Source organism: Zhongshania aliphaticivorans (genome assembly GCF_902705855.1).
GTDB classification, from domain to species: Bacteria; Pseudomonadota; Gammaproteobacteria; order Pseudomonadales; family Spongiibacteraceae; genus Spongiibacter; species Spongiibacter aliphaticivorans_B.
Window position 1 is genome coordinate 13,575 of sequence record NZ_CACSIJ010000014.1, and the last position, 18,100, is coordinate 31,674.

The window sequence follows — 18,100 nt, forward strand, 5'->3', positions numbered from 1 at the left end:
ATACCCCGCTCATGTTTTTAATTTTTAGATTTTACCGAGCGTTTGTTTAACATCGAACGAACATGCATGAAACGATAACTTCCGAATATTAATACCAACACAGCACAAACCGCTAACACCCAGCCTGCCGTCATATACGAGTTTATCGAGGTAAAAAACTGAAACAAGACAGCGGCCCCTGCAAGTAAAGACAAGCCGGTTCGAATATACGCAAGAAAGGTCCGCTCATTAGCCAAGCGCGTACGCTCCAAAGCGAGCATATCTCTAATTTCAGAGTCATTATCCATTTTACATTCCCAATTATGCCTGCGGACACTCACGGCAGTATGACAAGGAACTCACGGAAATCCATTAAAATTCTGTTTTAATACGTTGTGTAGAGAGGGGCTTAACTTACGATTGCCAGACGATATTTGCAGTACCGTTGTAAATAAAAACCGCTGCGAAATATTATTTCACAGCGGTATTAACAGATGAGTGTTATTTTTTATCGCCATCCGCATCAACAGAAACAGAAGTACTTTCGCCGTCGCCTTCACTCTTAAATGAGAATGAGCCCTCGCCGGTATCTATACTTACCGCCGTTGCACCTTTCTCTGGCGCAGGCGCTGCAGCTTTGTCATCTGAGCACGCCATCAACAAACCACTCATAATAATGAACGAACTTGCAATCAATGTATTTTTCATAGTTTATCCGTAGGGTATCAGAGAAAGAACGTCGGTTTAGACTCTGCTTGGCACTCACAGTTCAATAACGAATTTTTAGCAACGCTAATCTAGAAAGGTAGGCGCTCACTATGTGGACGCCGGCCGTTCTAATTTCAATTTCTGCCATTTAAAAAATTATAACTGTGATGACAAATCACTAAGAAAATAATTTATTTTCCAATATCCAACTTCGCTTCCAAACCGTCGTTGGCGGCGGAAATAATATAGGCGCGCAACATTTTCACGTCATCTTTACTAAGTACATCCTTAAATGCGGGCATACCACGAGAGGTTAAGGCGCCACCAAGTACCACTGTTTCAATGGCCTCGTCGGCAACCAGCAAGGGTGACCAGCGTAGATCAGGAATCAAGCCACTAGAGATGACGTGGTCACCATGACATACCACGCAATTGGTGTCGTAAATGTGCTTACCCTTTGCAATGATTGCCGCGTCAGCGGTAGATTCAGGCGGTGTCGGCTTTGCCACTACCGTATCGGCTAACGCGGGTAATTTTGCCTTAGCGCCAAGCTTAAACACCATCAAACGGCCCACACCGGGGTCGCTCGCTGCGGGAAATAAACCGCCGTAAACCAACGCGAAAACACCACCCCAACCAGAGGCCACCGCAATATATTGTTCGCCATCTAATTCATAACTGATGGGCGGCGCAACAATGCCCGTCTGGGCGAAGAAGTCCCACAGGCGTTCGCCATTGTCAGCACGATACGCAACCAGTTTAGCGTCGGCATTACCTTGGAATACCAAACCACCCGCGGTAGACAGTACACCGCCATTCCACGGACTATTGTGTTCAACCTGCCACGCTGGTCCCTGCTGCACTGGGTCCCACGCAATTAGGCGGCCCTTAACCGCCGCTTTTACCGCTTTAAACTGTTCAATACCGCTGGGCAAGGAGCCCATAGCGCTATCAGAACCGGTATTCCAAGCGCCTTCTCGGTATTTAAAACCTTGATCATTCGCATACACATAAGGCGCTTCTAAAGCCGGAATATAGACCAAGCCGGTGTTAGGGTTAAACGACATGGGGTGCCAATTGTGCCCACCAAATGGCCCTGGCAATTGCAAATACGGTGCCTTATCGCCCCAGCGCGCGTCAGGTATTTCTACCGGTCTGCCCGTTTCTGAATCAATATGCGTTGCCCAATTTACCGGCACGTAATTTTTGGCTGACAGCAATTCGCCGGTCGCACGGTCGATCACATAGAAGAAGCCATTTTTAGGTGCCTGCATAATGACCTTGCGCGGCTTACCATCAATAGTGAGCTCGGCCAGAATCATGTGTTGGGTGGCGGTGTAATCCCAAGTTTCACCGGGCGTGGTTTGATAATGCCAAACGTATTCACCGGTGTCGGGGCGCAGCGCAACGATGGAAGAGAGATACAAATTATCACCGCCACCGGGGCTGCGAATGCTTTGATTCCATGGCGAGCCATTACCGACGCCAATGTATAGCAAATCTAGCTCGGGATCGTAGGCCATCGAATCCCACGCCGTGCCGCCACCCCCGTATTTCCACCATTCGCCTTTCCAAGTTTTGGCCGCTTTGGCCATGGCCTCGTTTTCAACACCGTCCTCTGGATTACCGGGTACGGTATAAAACCGCCATAGCATCTCGCCATTGCTAATGTCGTAAGCCGACACATAACCGCGAACGCCGTATTCTGCGCCGCCATTACCAATAATGGCCTTGCCGTTCACAATTCGTGGCGCGCCGGTAATGGTATAGGGTTTGCTTTGATCGATGGTGACAACATCCCACAATTTCTTGCCAGTTTTGGCGTCAACGGCAACTAAACGCCCATCAATCGTGCCGGTGATGATTTTACCGTCGGCATACGCGACCCCACGATTCACCGCATCGCAGCACAAATCTGCGCCCTTGCTACGGTCGACTTGGGGATCAAATTGCCAGCGCAGCGCACCAGTTTTGGCGTCCAGCGCGAATACCTTATTCCATGTCGCGGTCACATAAATAGTGCCGTCGACCACCAAGGGCGTGGCTTCAATGCCGCGGCTCACGCCTAAATCAAAGGCCCAAGCCAAACCGAGTCCACTGACATTTTCAGCGGTGATTTGATTTAACGGTGAAAAACGCTGCTCGGCGTCGCCGCCGCCGTGCTTATTCCACTCTTGAGTGGTGCCGGCCACTGTAACTTCGCTCGTGTCAGGCTGTGTAGGTGCTTTATCGCACGCCAAAATAAGCAGAGATGCACAAAGCAAACTGGCAGCCCGCAGGGCAGATTGTCGTTTATTATTCATTATTATCCCCATGTAATAGGTGATTACTTTTAGCGAACAAACAATGCCAAGCAAACTCACAGCTGTAAAGCCTTTAGTGCTTTGGCTAGCGGCTAGGTAACCGGCTTTACTCATGTAATACGGCGGGGATTCACAAAATTCAGGCAAAAAAAGAGCGCTCATAAGAGCGCTCAAATATACCTAGAGTAGGAGACTTCAAATGATTAGAGAGAGCCTATTGCAGAAAGTTCAGCAGCAGATGGCGCAAACCAGTAATTTCCACTCACGGGTGTTGAAAAATCCGTCAAATGGTCGTGAACACCGTCGCCACTGACCCCAAACATGCTCTGTAGAATATGGTCGAATCGACGAACATCGCAGCTAAATGCCAGAAAATACAAACCATGTTCTAGCACACCGCCATAGGGGACACTGCGCCGATATAATTTTTGGGACACCCCATTTATTTTCACATCGCTGCGACTCACATGGGAATTTTCTGGCATGACGTCGTCTTCCAGCTCGATGCTATCCGGCTTGGTACGACCAATGACACCCTCCTGCTCGCTCTGACTCAAAGCGTGAAACGAGGCCAAATTATGCACCCACTGCTGGCTCATCACATAGCTGCCGCCTGCGCCTGGCTCTCCGTCTGGAATCAGCGCCACGAGCTGTTGTCCGCGCCCCTTGGGGTTTTCGGTGCCGTCAATAAAGCCTGACAGGTCCCGTGAGTCCTTGTACAAAAAGCCTATTTTCTCTAGCTGCAATACCGCGACCGACGCCAAGACTGTGGTCGCCATCATCGCCGCATCAAAGTTCGCACTGTGATTATCGCCATGCAGCCATAAAAAAATACCCTGCTGGGTTGCCGGCGCAACACGCTTGCCTTCGCCAATGGCGACAAAGGGTTTTAAATCGGCTGGGCAGGCTGCAGGCGCGATGCTACGCCAACAATCAGCGCCAAAACTCCACACCCGGTTAACACCGGCATCGCCTAATACAACTGCCTTCGCTAAGACATCCTTTAGCTGCGCGGCGCTAACGCCCTCAATAAGTTTATATTCCAGAAAAAAATGGGACGTACTTCCTTCAACAAAAATACCAGCCTGCGGTTCAGACATTATCGTTCTCCTTATCCAGTGCAGTGTTTTATCAGCACTTTATGAACATGACAATCCCGTCATCTACAATGCTTGTTCACAACCGAGCGCGGACTTACACTTAGCGGCCTTTTCAAGCTCCGCTGAGGACGCCATTTTGGCCACATCGCTAGAACAAAGACTGGCATTTTTTGCAGCAGCTCCACGACAGCATCTTTTACGACAGATCCAGCGCGGTATCGAGAAAGAAAGCCTAAGAGCAGACCAAGATGGCATTCTGGCCCAAACTGATCACCCCGCCGCTTTTGGCTCGGCGCTCACGCACCCGTCCATCACCACCGATTTCTCTGAAGCGCTGCTGGAATTCATCACGCCGGTCAGCAACTCGATTGACGACACCCTAAATGAACTAGACGCCATCCACCGCTTTGCGGTGAGTGAACTGGGCGACGAGACCATTTGGAATGCGAGCATGCCCTGTCGCTTAGGCGAAGACGACGATGCCATCCCCGTCGCCCGCTTTGGCAGCAGTAATACCGCCACCATGAAAACCCGCTACCGCATGGGCCTCGGTCATCGCTACGGCCGCAAAATGCAAACCATTGCGGGTATTCACTACAATTTCTCGCTGCCTAAATCGGTGTGGGAAGAACTGCACGCCGCCGAAAATAGCGAGCTGCCACTCAAGACTTACATCACCAATAACTACTTTGGCATGATTCGTAATTTCCGCCGCTATGCTTGGCTGCTCATTTATTTATTTGGCGCCGCTCCCGCCGTGTCACGCTGCTTTTTAAACGGCAAGCCACATCAACTGCAGCCGCTTGGTAAGTACACACTATACGGCCCGCACTCGACCTCACTACGCATGGGTGATCTGGGCTACCAAAGCGACGCCCAGAAAAACCTGCACATTTGCTACAACCATATCGATTTTTACGTAGAAACCTTAAAAGGCGCCATCACTACCTCCCACAGCGACTACGAAAGTATTCCCAGCGGCGAGCAGTTATCGTCTGGCTTACTGCAAATAGAGAACGAATTTTACAGCCCAATTCGCCCCAAGCGCGTGACCGACAGCGGCGAAATTCCATTGGGTGCACTGCGCCGTGGCGGCGTGGAATACATAGAAGTGCGCTGTATCGATGTAAACCCGATGCTGCCAGTGGGTATTAACGCTGAGCAAATTCGCTTTATCGACGCCTTTTTACTGTATTGCCTGTATAAAGACAGCCCACCATGTGACGACGACCATAACGCCGAGATCAGCAGTAATTTACTGAGCGTCGTTAACAGGGGCCGCGAACCCGGCCTTGAGCTAAGCCAAGATGGCAGTCCTCGAACATTGGCCGCGTGGGCAGAAGGATTAATCGGCGACATCGGCCGTATTGCAGGCCAACTAGATGCGGTACACAGCACTGACGCTTACAGCCAAAGCTGCCAAGCGCAACTTGCCAAAGTCCACGACGTTAGCCTAACCCCATCGGCACAAATTGTTGCTGAGCTAGAACAGCGCGACGACGGCTATTATCACTACGCTATGGAGCAATCTCTGCAACACGCCAAGGTATTTCGTGATCGCGGCCTAAGCGCAGAAGAAACCCAGCGCTTCGCCGCCATGCGCGAAGCCTCGGTCGCTGCGCAGGCAAGTGTTGAGGCCGAACAACAAGACGAAAGCTTTGACGAATACCTCAGCCGCTTTTATATGCAATATCAGGATCTGTGAATTACCTTGCCCACTTCCATTTAGCCCAGCAGCTCGCGAGCCGCACTGGCTTAGATCAGCAGGGGCTACTCATCGGCGGGCTACTTGGCGATTTTGTTAAAGGCCCGCTGCGTGGCGACTATCCTGCAGAGTGGGAAGTCGGCATTCGTCTTCATCGGCGAATCGATGCCCTCACCGACAGCCATACTCGCGTAACAGAATGCTTGAACGTATTACCCGTAAATTATCGCCGCTACGGCGGCATTATGTTGGATGTCTGTTTTGACCACTGCTTAAGTCTGCACTGGGGTGATCTTCATCCCAGCCCACTTGGCAATTTCACCCAAGACTGCTATCAGCATATTCTCGTAAATAAAGACCAATACCCACGTGCAGCAATGCGCCAAATTGGTTTTTTGGCGGAATACGATGTGCTCAGTAAAATGGACAACTGGGATAATATCGAAGGCATGCTCGCGCGGATTGCCAAACGCATACCGCGAGAAAACCCCCTGAGTAGTTGCGGGCCTGAGCTGGCCCGCCAGCTGCCCTTTATCGAACAACAGTTCCTCGCGCTATACCCAGCATTACAAGCACAGCTATTTGCAGAATTTAGTGAGGCCCTACCAAGCTAAAATTTATAACATCTGGCACCAACAACAACGACCAAGGTCGTACTTGTCAGCATTTACACAATCCCCTACTGTATGGCGCTTACGAAGAGAGAAAACACTATGTCACTGACGCCCCGATGGATTTACGCCTTTATTGTCGCCAGCTGCTGCGGCCTTCTCGGCTACGCGCTTTACACCCAGTATTTTGACGGCCTGCACCCCTGCCCACTGTGTATTACCCAGCGCGCCTGCTTTGTGCTCACCGCACTCACGGCGTTAATAGCACTGATCGTTAACCCCCAACAAACCGGTCGCTATGTCGCCGCCGGCTTTATGTTGGCCAGCACCATTGCCGGCGGCTCCGTAGCCTATCGCCAAGTTTGGCTGCAAAGCCTACCACCAGATCAAGTCCCCGCCTGCGGCCCCAGCCTAGAATATATGTTTAGCAATCTGCCCTTTGGCGAAGCCTTTAGCACCCTCATGCTAGGTGACGGAAACTGCGCCGAAATCGTCTGGACACTGTTTGGCCTGAGCATGCCCAACTGGTCGATGTTTGCGTTTATTGGTCTAGGCTTGGCAGCCATTGCCAGCGCCCTACCCATGTTAAAACGCTAATGCTGGCTGGCTTTCTTACCTTAGTCGGCTGCCAACTGCTCGGTGAATTTATTCAGCGCGCACTGGGCCTACCGCTGCCCGGCCCAGTGATTGGTATGCTGCTGTTATTTATTGGCCTTTGTATTCACGGCAATGTACCAAAAGATTTAGAAATCGGCAGTCAACGCCTGATTGAATTACTACCCATGCTATTGATGGCACCCGCCGCCGGGGTGTTTTTTCTGGGTGCAGGTTTTGCCGACCAGTGGCCGGCATTTATCGCCGCCGTCACCCTTGGCACCGTGAGCACGCTGGTATTTTGTGGTTTGTTAATTCGTTTTTTACACGGCCGGAATAAGCGCACATGAGCGAGCTTATGCACGGGCCATTATTCGCCATCACGCTAACGCTACTCGCCTACCAAGGTGCAATGTTCCTGTATACCCGCAGTGGTCGCGCCGCCATGTTGCACCCCACTATTAGCGGCGCCACCTTAATTGCGCTGGCCTTAATGTTGTTGCAACAGGACTACCACGCCTATTATCAAAATATAAATTGGCTTACTTTTTTATTAGGTCCGGCCACCGTGGCCTTAGCCGTACCGCTTTATCGGCAACTTCATTTATTAAGAAATATGGCGGGGCCACTGCTCATCACCGTCACCGTCGGCGCTATATTCGCGTCGGCTTCGGCACTGATCATTGCATGGTTGTTTGGTGCTAATCACGGCACCTTGTTATCGCTTGCCACCAAATCGATTACCACTCCCATCGCCATTACCGTGACCCAAGACCTTGGCGGCATCACCACCATTGCCGTTGCTTCGGTCATTCTGACTGGCGTCGTGGGCATCACCACTATTACGTGGTTATTTAATAAATTAGATATTCAAGACGACAGGTTGTGGGGATTTTGCCTTGGCCTTACCGCGCATGCCATTGGCACGTCTAGAGCCTTTGAGCGCAGCGCCGTGGCAGGCGCATTTTCAAGTTTAGCGCTGTGTTTAACGGGTACGTTCACCGCGATCTTTGTGCCCTTTGCAGCACGCTGGTTTATGTAACGGTATTTTGCTTTTTTAAATATGCTCGATAGCCAGCGGCTAAGACCAAGCACGTAAACCCCGGCACCAATAAAGCTTGGAATCTAAACAGGGTAAATAGATACGTACCAAGGGTACCGCCAAGTACAAAACCAATAATAATATGCGTAAAAAGTGCAGCCTTTCTTTTATCAAAATTCTCACCTTTAAGCACAGAGCCCAGCATAATACCTAAGTCGGTAAAGATACCTGTCAAATGGGTTGTGCGTATTACTGCGCCGCTATAGGTCGTCGCCAAAGCATTCTGAATACCGCAGGCCACAGACGCTGCCAACTGCCCGGCAAAATAACCTTTTGATAATAAAAATAATGATACAAAAATGAATACAGCCTCAAAAAGCAGTGCAACATCATAGCGACGCCCCAGTTTTAATCGACCACCATGTAATAAAAAACCCGAGATTGACGCGCCTGCAAAAAACGCGATTAAAACAGCGCCAAGATGCAGACTTGCTTCGAATGAGTCACCAAGAAAACTGGTACCGAGTAGAGTAGCCGTACCAGAGAGATGCGATACCGACTGATGCTCAAAACCTAATAGCCCAATCGCGTTAATACAGCCAGCAACTAGTGCTAGAACAAATGCGCCGTATTCAATCCACTTGGGTAACTTAGATAGCAAAGTATATTCTCTTTACCAATGCTGCTAGCGGTAGTCATAGCTCATCGGTACCGACAGGGCGAAATGCGTTCGAGTTGGCCTAGTGTAACCTGTCTAAGGTTTTATTGATGTTTAGAGAAGCAGAAGGGTATCTGATGGAATTTCGATTCATACAATTTACGATCCGGCCAGTGACTAGTTTAATCACTGGCCGGATCGTAAATTTAGTTTAACGGTCTATTATTCAAGCCCGCCCATACACATGTATTTCACGACTTGGTATTCATCAATGCCGTAATGGGAACCTTCACGGCCAAAACCGGATTGCTTCACGCCACCAAAAGGCGCAACTTCATTTGAGATAAGACCGGTGTTTATGCCGACCATACCGTACTCCAATGCCTCAGCTACTTTCCACACGCGACCAATATCGCGACTATAGAAGTAGCTCGCCAATCCAAACTCGGTGTCGTTGGCAAGTTGAATGACTTCATCGTCGCTGTGAAAACGAAATATCGGCGCGACTGGCCCAAAGGTTTCTTCGTGGGCGATACACATATCTTGCGTCACATTCGCCAATACGGTTGGCTCGAAAAAATTGCCCCCTAATGTATGGCGCTTACCACCACTTAACACCACCGCACCTAGACCAAGGGCATTGCTAATATGCTGCTCTACTTTTAACACCGCGTCTTCATTAATAAGCGGTCCCTGTGACACGCCGTCATCAGTGCCATTGCCGACCTTTAATGCATCGACGGCCTTAGCTAGTTTTTCTGAAAAGCGGTCATACACGTTGTCATGAACATAAAGACGATTGGTACACACACAGGTTTGTCCGGTATTTCTAAACTTAGACGCCATCGCGCCATCAACAGCGGCGTCAATATCAGCATCCTCGAACACGATAAACGGTGCATTACCCCCCAACTCCAAAGACAATTTTTTTAGAGTTGGCGCGCACTGCTCCATTAATTTTCGGCCCACTTCGGTAGAACCAGTGAAGGATAATTTCCGCACTTTTGAATTAGATGTTAACTCAGCGCCAATCACCCGCGATTTACCGGTGAGCACGTTTAACACCCCAGCAGGTATCCCTGCCTCCTCTGCCAATACTGCTAACGCCAAGGCCGTGAACGGCGTTGCATCGGCAGGTTTAACCAGCATTGTGCAGCCCGCTGCCAGTGCCGGTGCGGCTTTTCTAGTGATCATCGCGGCGGGGAAATTCCACGGCGTAATGGCTGCGCACACCCCCACCGGCTCTTTAACCACTATTAGGCGTTTATCGTTGCTGGGACTTGGAATTACATCGCCGTAGGTGCGTTTAGCTTCTTCAGAAAACCACTCAATAAATGACGCCGCGTACTGCACTTCACCACGCGATTCAGCAAGAGGCTTACCCTGCTCGGCGGTCATAATCTGGGCAATATCTTCGGCGTTCTCTTGAATTAAATTAAACCATTTACGCAAATAGCTGCTGCGCTCTTTGGCAGGCAATTTTTTCCACGGCCCCCAAGCTAGCTCCGCAGACTCAATTGCCGTGCGTGTTTCGGTTTCACTTAAGCGCGGAATAGTGCCAAGCAGCTCGCCGTTAGCGGGATTATAAACCGCAGTCGTGTCGCCAGACACGGCGTCAAGCCATTGACCATTTACATAGGCTTGCTGCCGGAATAATTCAGGTTTATTAAGCGATAACATAATTTATATCCAAATAGAAAATGATGTCGTTTTAGATGCGCAAAAAAACATAAATATTATTTATCAAATCCCGTCAAATCGTAAGGCATTCATGATCGATTTAACTATCTCTTCTAACACTGACAATACAGTAGTAAAGGAGTTCTAAAATGGCCAAAACACCTTTGGCATTCGCCCCTGCTGAAGTAAAGACGCAACATCCATACCTACAGCTACGCCCGCGTGAACAAAGAATCCACCCCAGATTGATCGGGAGCGCAGCGCTAAAATGCCAAGGAATAAGCCAAATGAAATTGCCCCAAAGGCTTCAGGCCAAAGTTTAGGGAAGTGGATCATCAAATACGGCACACACATAATCCACACCGCATTGGCGCCCACCGCTGGCCGTAATGCCTGTAGAAAAAAACCGCGAAAGAAAAACTCTAAGCAAATAAATTGTGTTAAGTACAAGACTTCCCACGCGATAAAATCAAACCAGCTTCTACCCGCCTGTTTGTAAAAGGGGTAGTGCGCCAGAAATTCGCGATTAAAGGACGCAATAACAATAAACACCAAGATCGGCGATAACAGCAAGGCATATGCCCGCCAATGCTGAGAAGTGCTATTCCAGCGCCATCCAAAATTAATCAGCTTATCGCGAAATAAATATTTAATAAGCAATGCCGGAATGAATACGTAGCCGACCATATGCCACACGGTCCACCAGGCATAACTAGCAAGCTCTAAAAACCCTGTTTGTCGAAGCTGTAAATACAGATAGTTGGGCGATTTTTCTAATGTGCCGCTGAGTATTCGCAATGACTCTACAAACACACTGCCGTATTTAAGATAATGTATTAGCAACAAACACAGTGATACACAGGCCAGTACTGCAAACACACGTCTCAAGGCCTGTGGTCTATTCAAGGAATAGCTTGGCGATGACGCATCAATGTCATCTAATATCTGCATAATGCGCTTAGGGTGCAGCATGCGAACAAAATCAGAGCCACGCGATACTATCGTTCTTGTCATTAGATACTCTATGCAAATAATGTGTCTTGTCACGCTCCGGGATGCTAGCAGACTTGTATTACAAACGTCCCACAGTCAGCTGCCAGCCATTTGCTTAACAAAGACTGATATTTTTTATAATGCTATAGTTGGCCGTCCATAACCAGCCAAGATCGGCAACGAGACTCGATTCAGCGATGCCCATGCACCACAAATTACTACTGCCCCTGCGCACCCTACTCTACAGTAGCCTGAGTCTCATTCTATGCCTCTACTTAAGCTGGCATGTGCTATTGAGTGCCGATTTTTTCTATGGCTTTTGGCACGACAATATCGGTATTGCCGAGACCATCGCTGAGACCGGCCCCCAAAATCGCTATCGCAGCGGCTTTGAAGATACCGACCGTGCACAGCGAATTACCCTATTCCAAGAAATATGTCAGGCCATCACCCATCAGGGCGAGGGTTTACGGAATATCCGCTATTCCCCCAAACCCGATGTTCAAATTCCCTTGCTACATCATGCAGAAATTGTACACCTGCAAGACGTGGCGAACTTGATTACTCTTACGCAAAAACTAGAGTCCTATATGTTGCTAATGTGGTGCATGCTAATCGCTGTATATGCGCTTAGATCGTGGCCACTACCAAATTACAAACAAATACTCACTGTGAATTCGGTGCTAATCGTGGGTTTAATCGCCGCAGTATTAGCTGTGGGCTGGGTTGAGGTTTTTTACGCGGCGCACCGCTGGATCTTTCCGGATGATCACCAATGGTTCTTTTTCTATCAAGAATCACTGATGTCGACAATGATGCAAGCACCTGATCTGTTTTTATATATTGGTATCAGCATGGCAATACTGGCGCTGCTTGCGTTTGTATTACTGCATAGTGGGCTTGTTTTTATTCAAAACAATATTGGCCGTGAACTAAGCCACAATTAAACACCCAAAACTCTCAGCACAGATTCTTGCAGGGCGGCAATGCGCGCCTCATCAGACTCACCGGGTAATTTTTCTCCACCCTCATTCACTAAGTGATAGAACTCCGCATAACCCAACAACATCGCATTAATAGTAAAGACGGTATGAGCATCCGCTTCGTGGCCTAAAACCTCAGAGGCCAACTCCCGAATAAACCGCATAAAGTAGATATGCTGGCGACGACACAGGAACTGCCCTTGGGTAGAAGCGACTTGAGCAATATCGCGCTGAACCAATAATAATAAAGAACGCTCTTGGGTAAACAGATCGAAGAAACCCGCCACTAATTGCTTGAGGCGGTCGCGGGCGGACAATTCATCGGACAGGCGACCGCGAATGATATCGATGGCGTCTTCTATTCGATTCGCAAAGGCTTCGTTATACAGGGTTTGTTTATTAGAAAAATGGTAATAAATAATGGGTAAACTACAGCCACACGCTTTAGCTATTTCTCGGGTGCTCACACCGTCAAAGCCGTGCTCCGCAAATAAATTTGCGGCCGTGTTCAATACATGGTCAATATCAATAGCAGGGCCACGATGTGTGCCCTTGCCTGAGCCAAGCTCATCTTGTTTTGTCATGCTTAAACCAAATTGAGACAAATATTATTATTCACTGATAGTAGCGCTAAGCTAAACACTATAAACCACATTTTACGCTGGGACGAGAACCCAAAATGCGGGGCCGGTAATGCCCCACAATATGGAAGTTTCAGACTTTTTCTATGGCTTGATAGCCATCATGGCAAACACCGTTCACAAAAGTAGTCGGCATACGTTTGCCGCACTGGATATTTGCCGTTGATTCAAAATCACAGAAGCCACGCATATCGCCACAGCTAATTTCGCACAAGGTATCAACACAACATACACCGTGATGAGTGGAAATGAACGCTTTCTCTGCCGCACGGTGGCATTCAATATCAAAGACTTCACCAGTGGTGAGTTCAAAGCGAACACTACCGCCGCGATTGACCATACCGTCAACTTCAACATGAGTCAGAATATCCACACGCTTTGCGTAGGTTACCGTGTCGCCACGAACTACCCAGCCAAAGCTGGCGATATCCTCTTCTGACGAATACCATGATAGCGCCAAAAAGCTAAAATCTTCACCAAAAGTGCCAGCCACCCAGCGATGCGCTAATAATGACTCCCACTCACGGCGACCCCAACCGCGATCTCTAAAGCTCAGGCCTTTTACTTGGTAAGATTTACCACCGATGCTTAAGTCTCCGGTCACCAGACCAGGGATATCTGCGTGTACATTGGCAAATTCTTCCGACACCGTTGAATCCTTGGGATAACATTCAACCGATGCATGAAAGTCCGAATGCGACAGCCGGGCACTGACGTCGCCGTCTGCTATCGTCCACACATGCTGACCTTCCAAAAACTCGTAGCGACAGGTATCTCCCGCGCCAAAGCCACCATTATCTAAACGGTCGGCATCTCGCAGATCCAAATACTCATTTTTACGATAATTGCCGTCCGGAGAACACAAATGATTCCACAGTGCGATCTTCGGGCCGTCTTTAAAATTGGGCTCGTGACCTATACGATGAAAACCACCCACTTTGTTTTCGGCATCCCACCACACCAACACAACACTGTCCTGCCAATTATGCTCTGCGCCAGCGGGCTGCCAATTGTTTACCTTATCGTCTAGCAATGGCAGTTCGCGCCCGTCACTTACTTTCATCATATTCGTCTCCTAGTTATTCGTATCGAAATGGATTTAACCTTTTGCACTGTTTAGCGCTAGATTCATAAACGATGGCGTAAAGCCAAGCTCAACCATGCTGTAACGCAAGTCGCGATTTCGACCCTGTTGTAAATTTAATGTCGCCTTATTGCCAGCAAGGTTCGTTCGCAAGGCAGCGTAAACCATGCCGTAATTCATCATTGCTTCATCCGGCTCACGACCACCATGGGCAAGGTAGTGATTTAAGAATTTCTGCCAATCGATATGTTGAGAAATATGTGGGCGAATATAAGCGAGGTCTTGTTCCGCGGCGCCAAAGCCTGCGCACTCCCAATCTAATATCGCGGAAATGCGACCTTCACTTACCAACACGTTATGAATATTAAAGTCGCCATGCACTAATACCGGTGCACGCGTATCTTCAGGCAGGTTCGTCTCAAGCCAATTCATTAGCCAAATTAAATACGGCGACGGTAAATGCTCTTGCTCCTGAATATAGCCTGCCCATCCTGCAAGGTTTGCTCGGTAGCTGTCTGCAACTGTGCCCTGCAATATATTGGGTGCATCGTATTTTTCAGCGTAGTCGCTAAATGTGTTAAGTGGAACGCTGTGCAATTGTCCTAACATTTCTGCTAAATCAAGAAACACCTCCTCGGGCATTTCCTTATTCATACCGTGTAAAAACGCGCCCGGCACTTCGCCGGCACTTCGCTCCATAATGTAAAAATCGGCGTCAACATTTTGCCATTGGGCTGCATAAGCCAAGGGCTTGGGCGCGGGATAGTCATGCGGCAGCGCACATAGCAAAGCGTGCTCATTGTCGAGTAAGCAGCTGCCGTGCAACATGATCGGCATAGGATCAGATTTTCTTACTACTAACTCTCGGTTGCTACCGTCGGTGTTTTTATAGCTACACAAAAACGTTTGCTTACCAAAGCCACCCATTAAAGATTCAAACTTATCGAGCTTTACGGGTGCGCCAACATGCTCATCAAGACTGTTTATAAAATCTTGCAAGGCCGATTTTGTTAGCGGCTGGCGAGGATTTTCAAATTTCGGCCCATCTGCAACTTTCAATGCTGCAGTGTTGGTGTAATAACTTAACTCCCATTCAGCAACACGACGAAGTAGGTCTGCGGTTTTTTCTCCACGGTATTCCTCGCTTAAAGTTTTACTCGCCACCGATAACTGCGTAGTTAACTGCTGGTGCTCTATACTCAGGCTTTCAAAATGCTTTTCATGGGAAATGTCATTAAATATGGGCGCTGTATCGCCAATTACTGCATGCATGCCCTCAAGAATAGTACGCCCGTCATCAATAAAAATTCGCAATATATCCACTGCGCCAGATTCTCGTTTACGGAGCTNATTCAGCGTTGTCTTCATCATTTCTACCGCCGTCTTAGCGGCCGCAGAATTCACCTCTGGTGCGATCAGCTCATCAAGCGCTGTTATCACCAAAGATAAATAATTTTCATTACTATTAATTTTCATTTATAGGTTTCCAATTATAAGAATTAGTCTTAGTTAAATTTATAATCCAGACTAATACCCCATGTTCTAGTCATGCCCACATAGCGCGCAATCGTATCGGCGCCGGTTTCGAACATACCGCTGGTGTAGACTTCGTCGGTAATATTGCGCGCCCATATAGTCGCCTTCCAATCTCCGCCTACCGAACCGAGATGTACTCTGGCATTGGCAACGGTATAGGCATCGATCGTAAATAGCTCTTCACCGGTAATTACCGCATTGGTTTCGCTGCTATAGCTAATATCTCCACCAACACCGATATCTAATGAATTAGTTAGCGGCCAGGTATAATCAGCAATTAACGTCACTTCAATTTCAGGTGCAAAATTAAAATTATTTCCGGCTAGGTCGACTTCATTTCCTTCACGATCTAACGTGCTGCCTTTTTTAACTTCGGTTTGTAAAAAATTAGATGCTAAAGAAATGAATAAGCCGTCAATGGGATTCGTTTGAGCTTCAAACTCAACGCCATAGACTTCGGACTCTGGCACGTTCTCTAAAATTGGTAGAGGGCCAAATACTGGGTCATATGTGCGCCCCAGTAATTGCTTATCTTTATAGTCGTAGTAATACGCGGCAACATTTACATTTAATGCGCGATCGTAAAAGCCAAACTTAGCGCCCACTTCAAAGGCATCTAAACGCTCCTGTGTTGCGGGCGAATATTGACGTTGATCTGACGAGGCAAGTACCGGAAAACTTCCAGATTTAAAACCTCGACTATACGATGCGTAAAGTAAATCTGTATCCGTCATCTGCCAATCTGCCGCTAAACGCCACGACACATTATCTTCTTCAAGCACGCCCTCAAATAAACCGGCATTCCTTACCGCTGGGCCGCCCGGGATAGGCGACGGCTCATCACCTAAAATTAAACAGTCTCCCGCGCTAACACCGCCACTTCCGCCAGACGCCAAGCTCAACGCATTGATCAAACTGCCGTAGCCAATACCTGCAGAGTTTTCTGGGCTATCTATTGTGCAGCCGGCAAAGTCACGTTTCTCATTGGTATAACGCAGGCCCGTGGTCAGTTTTACGCTATCGCTAAGCTGCCAGTTGGCATTCATGAATATTGCCTGAGTATCGGCAACTTGCTCGCCATAGGTATCTACTCGGTTGCCAACAATAGGGCCAAGCAAATTAAGATTTAATGGATCAGGTGGTAAAAAAGATGAACTCGCTTCGTCAATATAGACCGACTGATATTCGTAGACATCGTCGTGGCTATAGAACGCGCCGACTAACCAGTCCATATTGTCACCCCAAATACCATCCAAGCGTGTCTCTAAAGACCATGCACTCGTATCTACGGTAATTTCTCGCTCGGCGTTATTCACCGACAAACCACTTTGGGGAATAAGCGAGTGATCGTTTTCAAAATCAGAATATGAGGCAAGTACCGTCAGTGTATTCGTGTCAGTTATGGCCCATTCATTGCGAAGAGACGCCATCATAAAGGTCTCATTAATTTGCCACGGCAAATCTGACCAATCCGCAACGCGATTGTCCTCCGTGTCGCGATCTACAATGGGATGGTTTCTAACACTATCGGGCAAACCTAATTCGGAGGGAGCGCCGGCCGCAGCCAAAATTTGTCCTGTGATCGCGTTCTGTAATCGTAAGGCAATTGCTTGTGGTGCTTGTGGCTCTCCCCTATCCGTCCAACCAGCTAAAGAAAATGTGGTTTCCATATCATCGGCTGATTGCCATACCAAGGTGGCGCGGCCTGAAAATTTATCAACTTCACCCAAGCTATCACCAGGACGAGTTAAACTTTGCTGCCAGCCATCACCGGAATAAATCTGGCGCAACGCAATCCGCCCACCAACCGTGTCACTCATTGGGCCACTAACATAACCCTGCACATCGTAGGTGTTAAAGCGGCTATAGTCTGCCGTCACACCCGCTTCAAATTCTTCGCCAGGTTTTGCGGAAATATAATTAACAACGCCGCCGGTGGTATTGCGACCATAGAGCGTACCCTGCGGCCCCTTTAATACTTCTATTCGCTCTAGATCAAGATTCGTGCCCTTAGAGAATACGGGGAACGCGAGGCTTTGTTCATCAATGTAAACACCAACCGTAGCGCTGGCGGTTTGGCTCGCCTCGTTAAAACCAACACCCCGCAATGAGTAAATAGGAACCGAATAGCCACTGTCTGAATAGCTAAAGCCCGGCACTAAATTACCTAAATCGCGGGTATCGGTTAAACCTAAATCTTTAATGGTGTCACCTGAAAAAGCGCTAATTGATATAGGTACTTCATAAATGGATTCAGATCGCTTTTGGGCTTTTACGAGAACTTCTTCTATGACGACGCCACGCGATCTACGGGCTGTCTCCGTAGAAGGCTCAACATCCTGAGCTCGTACTGTAGAACCGGCAGCAATTGCCGCGGCAAGAATTGCGATTTTTTTAGACGTCATAACGTATCTCGTTTCCTGTTGTTATTTTTACGACTCAAGTGAGCGTATTTTTTAACAGGCTATAGCATCCGTAATAAC

Annotated in this window: 17 protein-coding genes; 6 read left to right on the forward strand and 11 right to left on the reverse strand. The window is 48.4% G+C overall.

Annotation, left to right across the window (positions count from 1 at the left end):
- Positions 1-17: 17 nt before the first annotated feature.
- The 4 genes from GVJ32_RS12075 to GVJ32_RS18355 all read right to left on the reverse strand — a co-directional run bounded on the left by GVJ32_RS12075 (position 18) and on the right by GVJ32_RS18355 (position 4,090).
- Positions 18-287, reverse strand: coding sequence for a YidH family protein (locus GVJ32_RS12075; RefSeq protein ID WP_159240365.1), 270 nt, complete (start codon positions 285-287; stop codon positions 18-20).
- A 193-nt stretch (positions 288-480) separates the two neighbouring features.
- On the reverse strand, positions 481-687 hold the full coding sequence (locus GVJ32_RS12080) for a hypothetical protein (RefSeq protein WP_159240366.1): 207 nt from the start codon (positions 685-687) through the stop codon (positions 481-483).
- A gap of 191 nt (positions 688-878) precedes the next feature.
- Entirely contained in the window at positions 879-2,990 is a 2,112-nt protein-coding gene (locus GVJ32_RS12085) for a PQQ-dependent dehydrogenase, methanol/ethanol family (RefSeq protein ID WP_159240367.1), read from the reverse strand.
- Between the two features lie 203 nt (positions 2,991-3,193).
- Positions 3,194-4,090 (reverse strand): Dyp-type peroxidase, encoded by an 897-nt coding sequence (locus GVJ32_RS18355; protein ID WP_159240368.1) that lies wholly within the window; start codon positions 4,088-4,090, stop codon positions 3,194-3,196.
- Positions 4,091-4,226: 136 nt separating this feature from the next.
- Here GVJ32_RS18355 and gshA point away from each other — a divergent pair, with 136 nt between their 5' ends.
- The 5 genes from gshA to GVJ32_RS12115 all read left to right on the forward strand — a co-directional run bounded on the left by gshA (position 4,227) and on the right by GVJ32_RS12115 (position 8,042).
- The gene (gshA, locus tag GVJ32_RS12095) at positions 4,227-5,795 is read left to right on the forward strand and encodes a glutamate--cysteine ligase (protein WP_159240369.1); all 1,569 of its coding nucleotides are present in this window, start codon (positions 4,227-4,229) and stop codon (positions 5,793-5,795) included.
- Complete coding sequence (locus GVJ32_RS12100) at positions 5,792-6,409, forward strand: ACP phosphodiesterase (RefSeq protein ID WP_159240370.1); 618 nt, start codon at positions 5,792-5,794, stop codon at positions 6,407-6,409. Before gshA ends, GVJ32_RS12100 begins: the two co-directional genes overlap by 4 nt.
- A 99-nt stretch (positions 6,410-6,508) precedes the next feature.
- The gene (locus GVJ32_RS12105; protein ID WP_159240371.1) at positions 6,509-7,003 is read left to right on the forward strand and encodes a disulfide bond formation protein B; all 495 of its coding nucleotides are present in this window, start codon (positions 6,509-6,511) and stop codon (positions 7,001-7,003) included.
- On the forward strand, positions 7,003-7,350 hold the full coding sequence (locus tag GVJ32_RS12110; protein WP_159240372.1) for a CidA/LrgA family protein: 348 nt from the start codon (positions 7,003-7,005) through the stop codon (positions 7,348-7,350). Before GVJ32_RS12105 ends, GVJ32_RS12110 begins: the two co-directional genes overlap by 1 nt.
- The gene (locus tag GVJ32_RS12115; protein WP_159240373.1) at positions 7,347-8,042 is read left to right on the forward strand and encodes an LrgB family protein; all 696 of its coding nucleotides are present in this window, start codon (positions 7,347-7,349) and stop codon (positions 8,040-8,042) included. The genes GVJ32_RS12110 and GVJ32_RS12115 overlap by 4 nt, the downstream gene beginning before the upstream one ends.
- Here GVJ32_RS12115 and GVJ32_RS12120 read toward each other — a convergent pair.
- The 3 genes from GVJ32_RS12120 to GVJ32_RS12130 form a co-directional block, all read right to left on the reverse strand.
- Positions 8,035-8,703, reverse strand: coding sequence for a YoaK family protein (locus GVJ32_RS12120; RefSeq protein WP_159240374.1), 669 nt, complete (start codon positions 8,701-8,703; stop codon positions 8,035-8,037). The genes GVJ32_RS12115 and GVJ32_RS12120 overlap by 8 nt on opposite strands.
- A 219-nt stretch (positions 8,704-8,922) precedes the next feature.
- Entirely contained in the window at positions 8,923-10,380 is a 1,458-nt protein-coding gene (locus tag GVJ32_RS12125; protein ID WP_159240375.1) for an NAD-dependent succinate-semialdehyde dehydrogenase, read from the reverse strand.
- A 144-nt stretch (positions 10,381-10,524) separates the two neighbouring features.
- Positions 10,525-11,394, reverse strand: coding sequence for a CPBP family intramembrane glutamic endopeptidase (locus tag GVJ32_RS12130; protein ID WP_235035124.1), 870 nt, complete (start codon positions 11,392-11,394; stop codon positions 10,525-10,527).
- 182 nt (positions 11,395-11,576) lie between these two features.
- Here GVJ32_RS12130 and GVJ32_RS12135 point away from each other — a divergent pair, with 182 nt between their 5' ends.
- A complete protein-coding gene (locus tag GVJ32_RS12135; protein ID WP_159240376.1) occupies positions 11,577-12,320 on the forward strand; it encodes a DUF1461 domain-containing protein in 744 nt (247 codons plus the stop codon).
- On the opposite strand, the gene GVJ32_RS12140 is transcribed toward GVJ32_RS12135, so the two are convergent.
- From GVJ32_RS12140 to GVJ32_RS12155, 4 genes are all read right to left on the reverse strand, one after another.
- Positions 12,317-12,940, reverse strand: a complete 624-nt coding sequence (locus tag GVJ32_RS12140; protein ID WP_159240377.1) for a TetR/AcrR family transcriptional regulator — start codon at positions 12,938-12,940, stop codon at positions 12,317-12,319. The genes GVJ32_RS12135 and GVJ32_RS12140 overlap by 4 nt on opposite strands.
- A gap of 130 nt (positions 12,941-13,070) precedes the next feature.
- Positions 13,071-14,063, reverse strand: a complete 993-nt coding sequence (locus tag GVJ32_RS12145) for a DUF7065 domain-containing protein (protein ID WP_159240378.1) — start codon at positions 14,061-14,063, stop codon at positions 13,071-13,073.
- Between the two features lie 33 nt (positions 14,064-14,096).
- The gene (locus tag GVJ32_RS12150; RefSeq protein WP_159240379.1) at positions 14,097-15,557 is read right to left on the reverse strand and encodes a phosphotransferase family protein; all 1,461 of its coding nucleotides are present in this window, start codon (positions 15,555-15,557) and stop codon (positions 14,097-14,099) included.
- A gap of 29 nt (positions 15,558-15,586) precedes the next feature.
- On the reverse strand, positions 15,587-18,022 hold the full coding sequence (locus tag GVJ32_RS12155; protein ID WP_159240380.1) for a TonB-dependent receptor: 2,436 nt from the start codon (positions 18,020-18,022) through the stop codon (positions 15,587-15,589).
- Positions 18,023-18,100 lie beyond the last annotated feature (78 nt).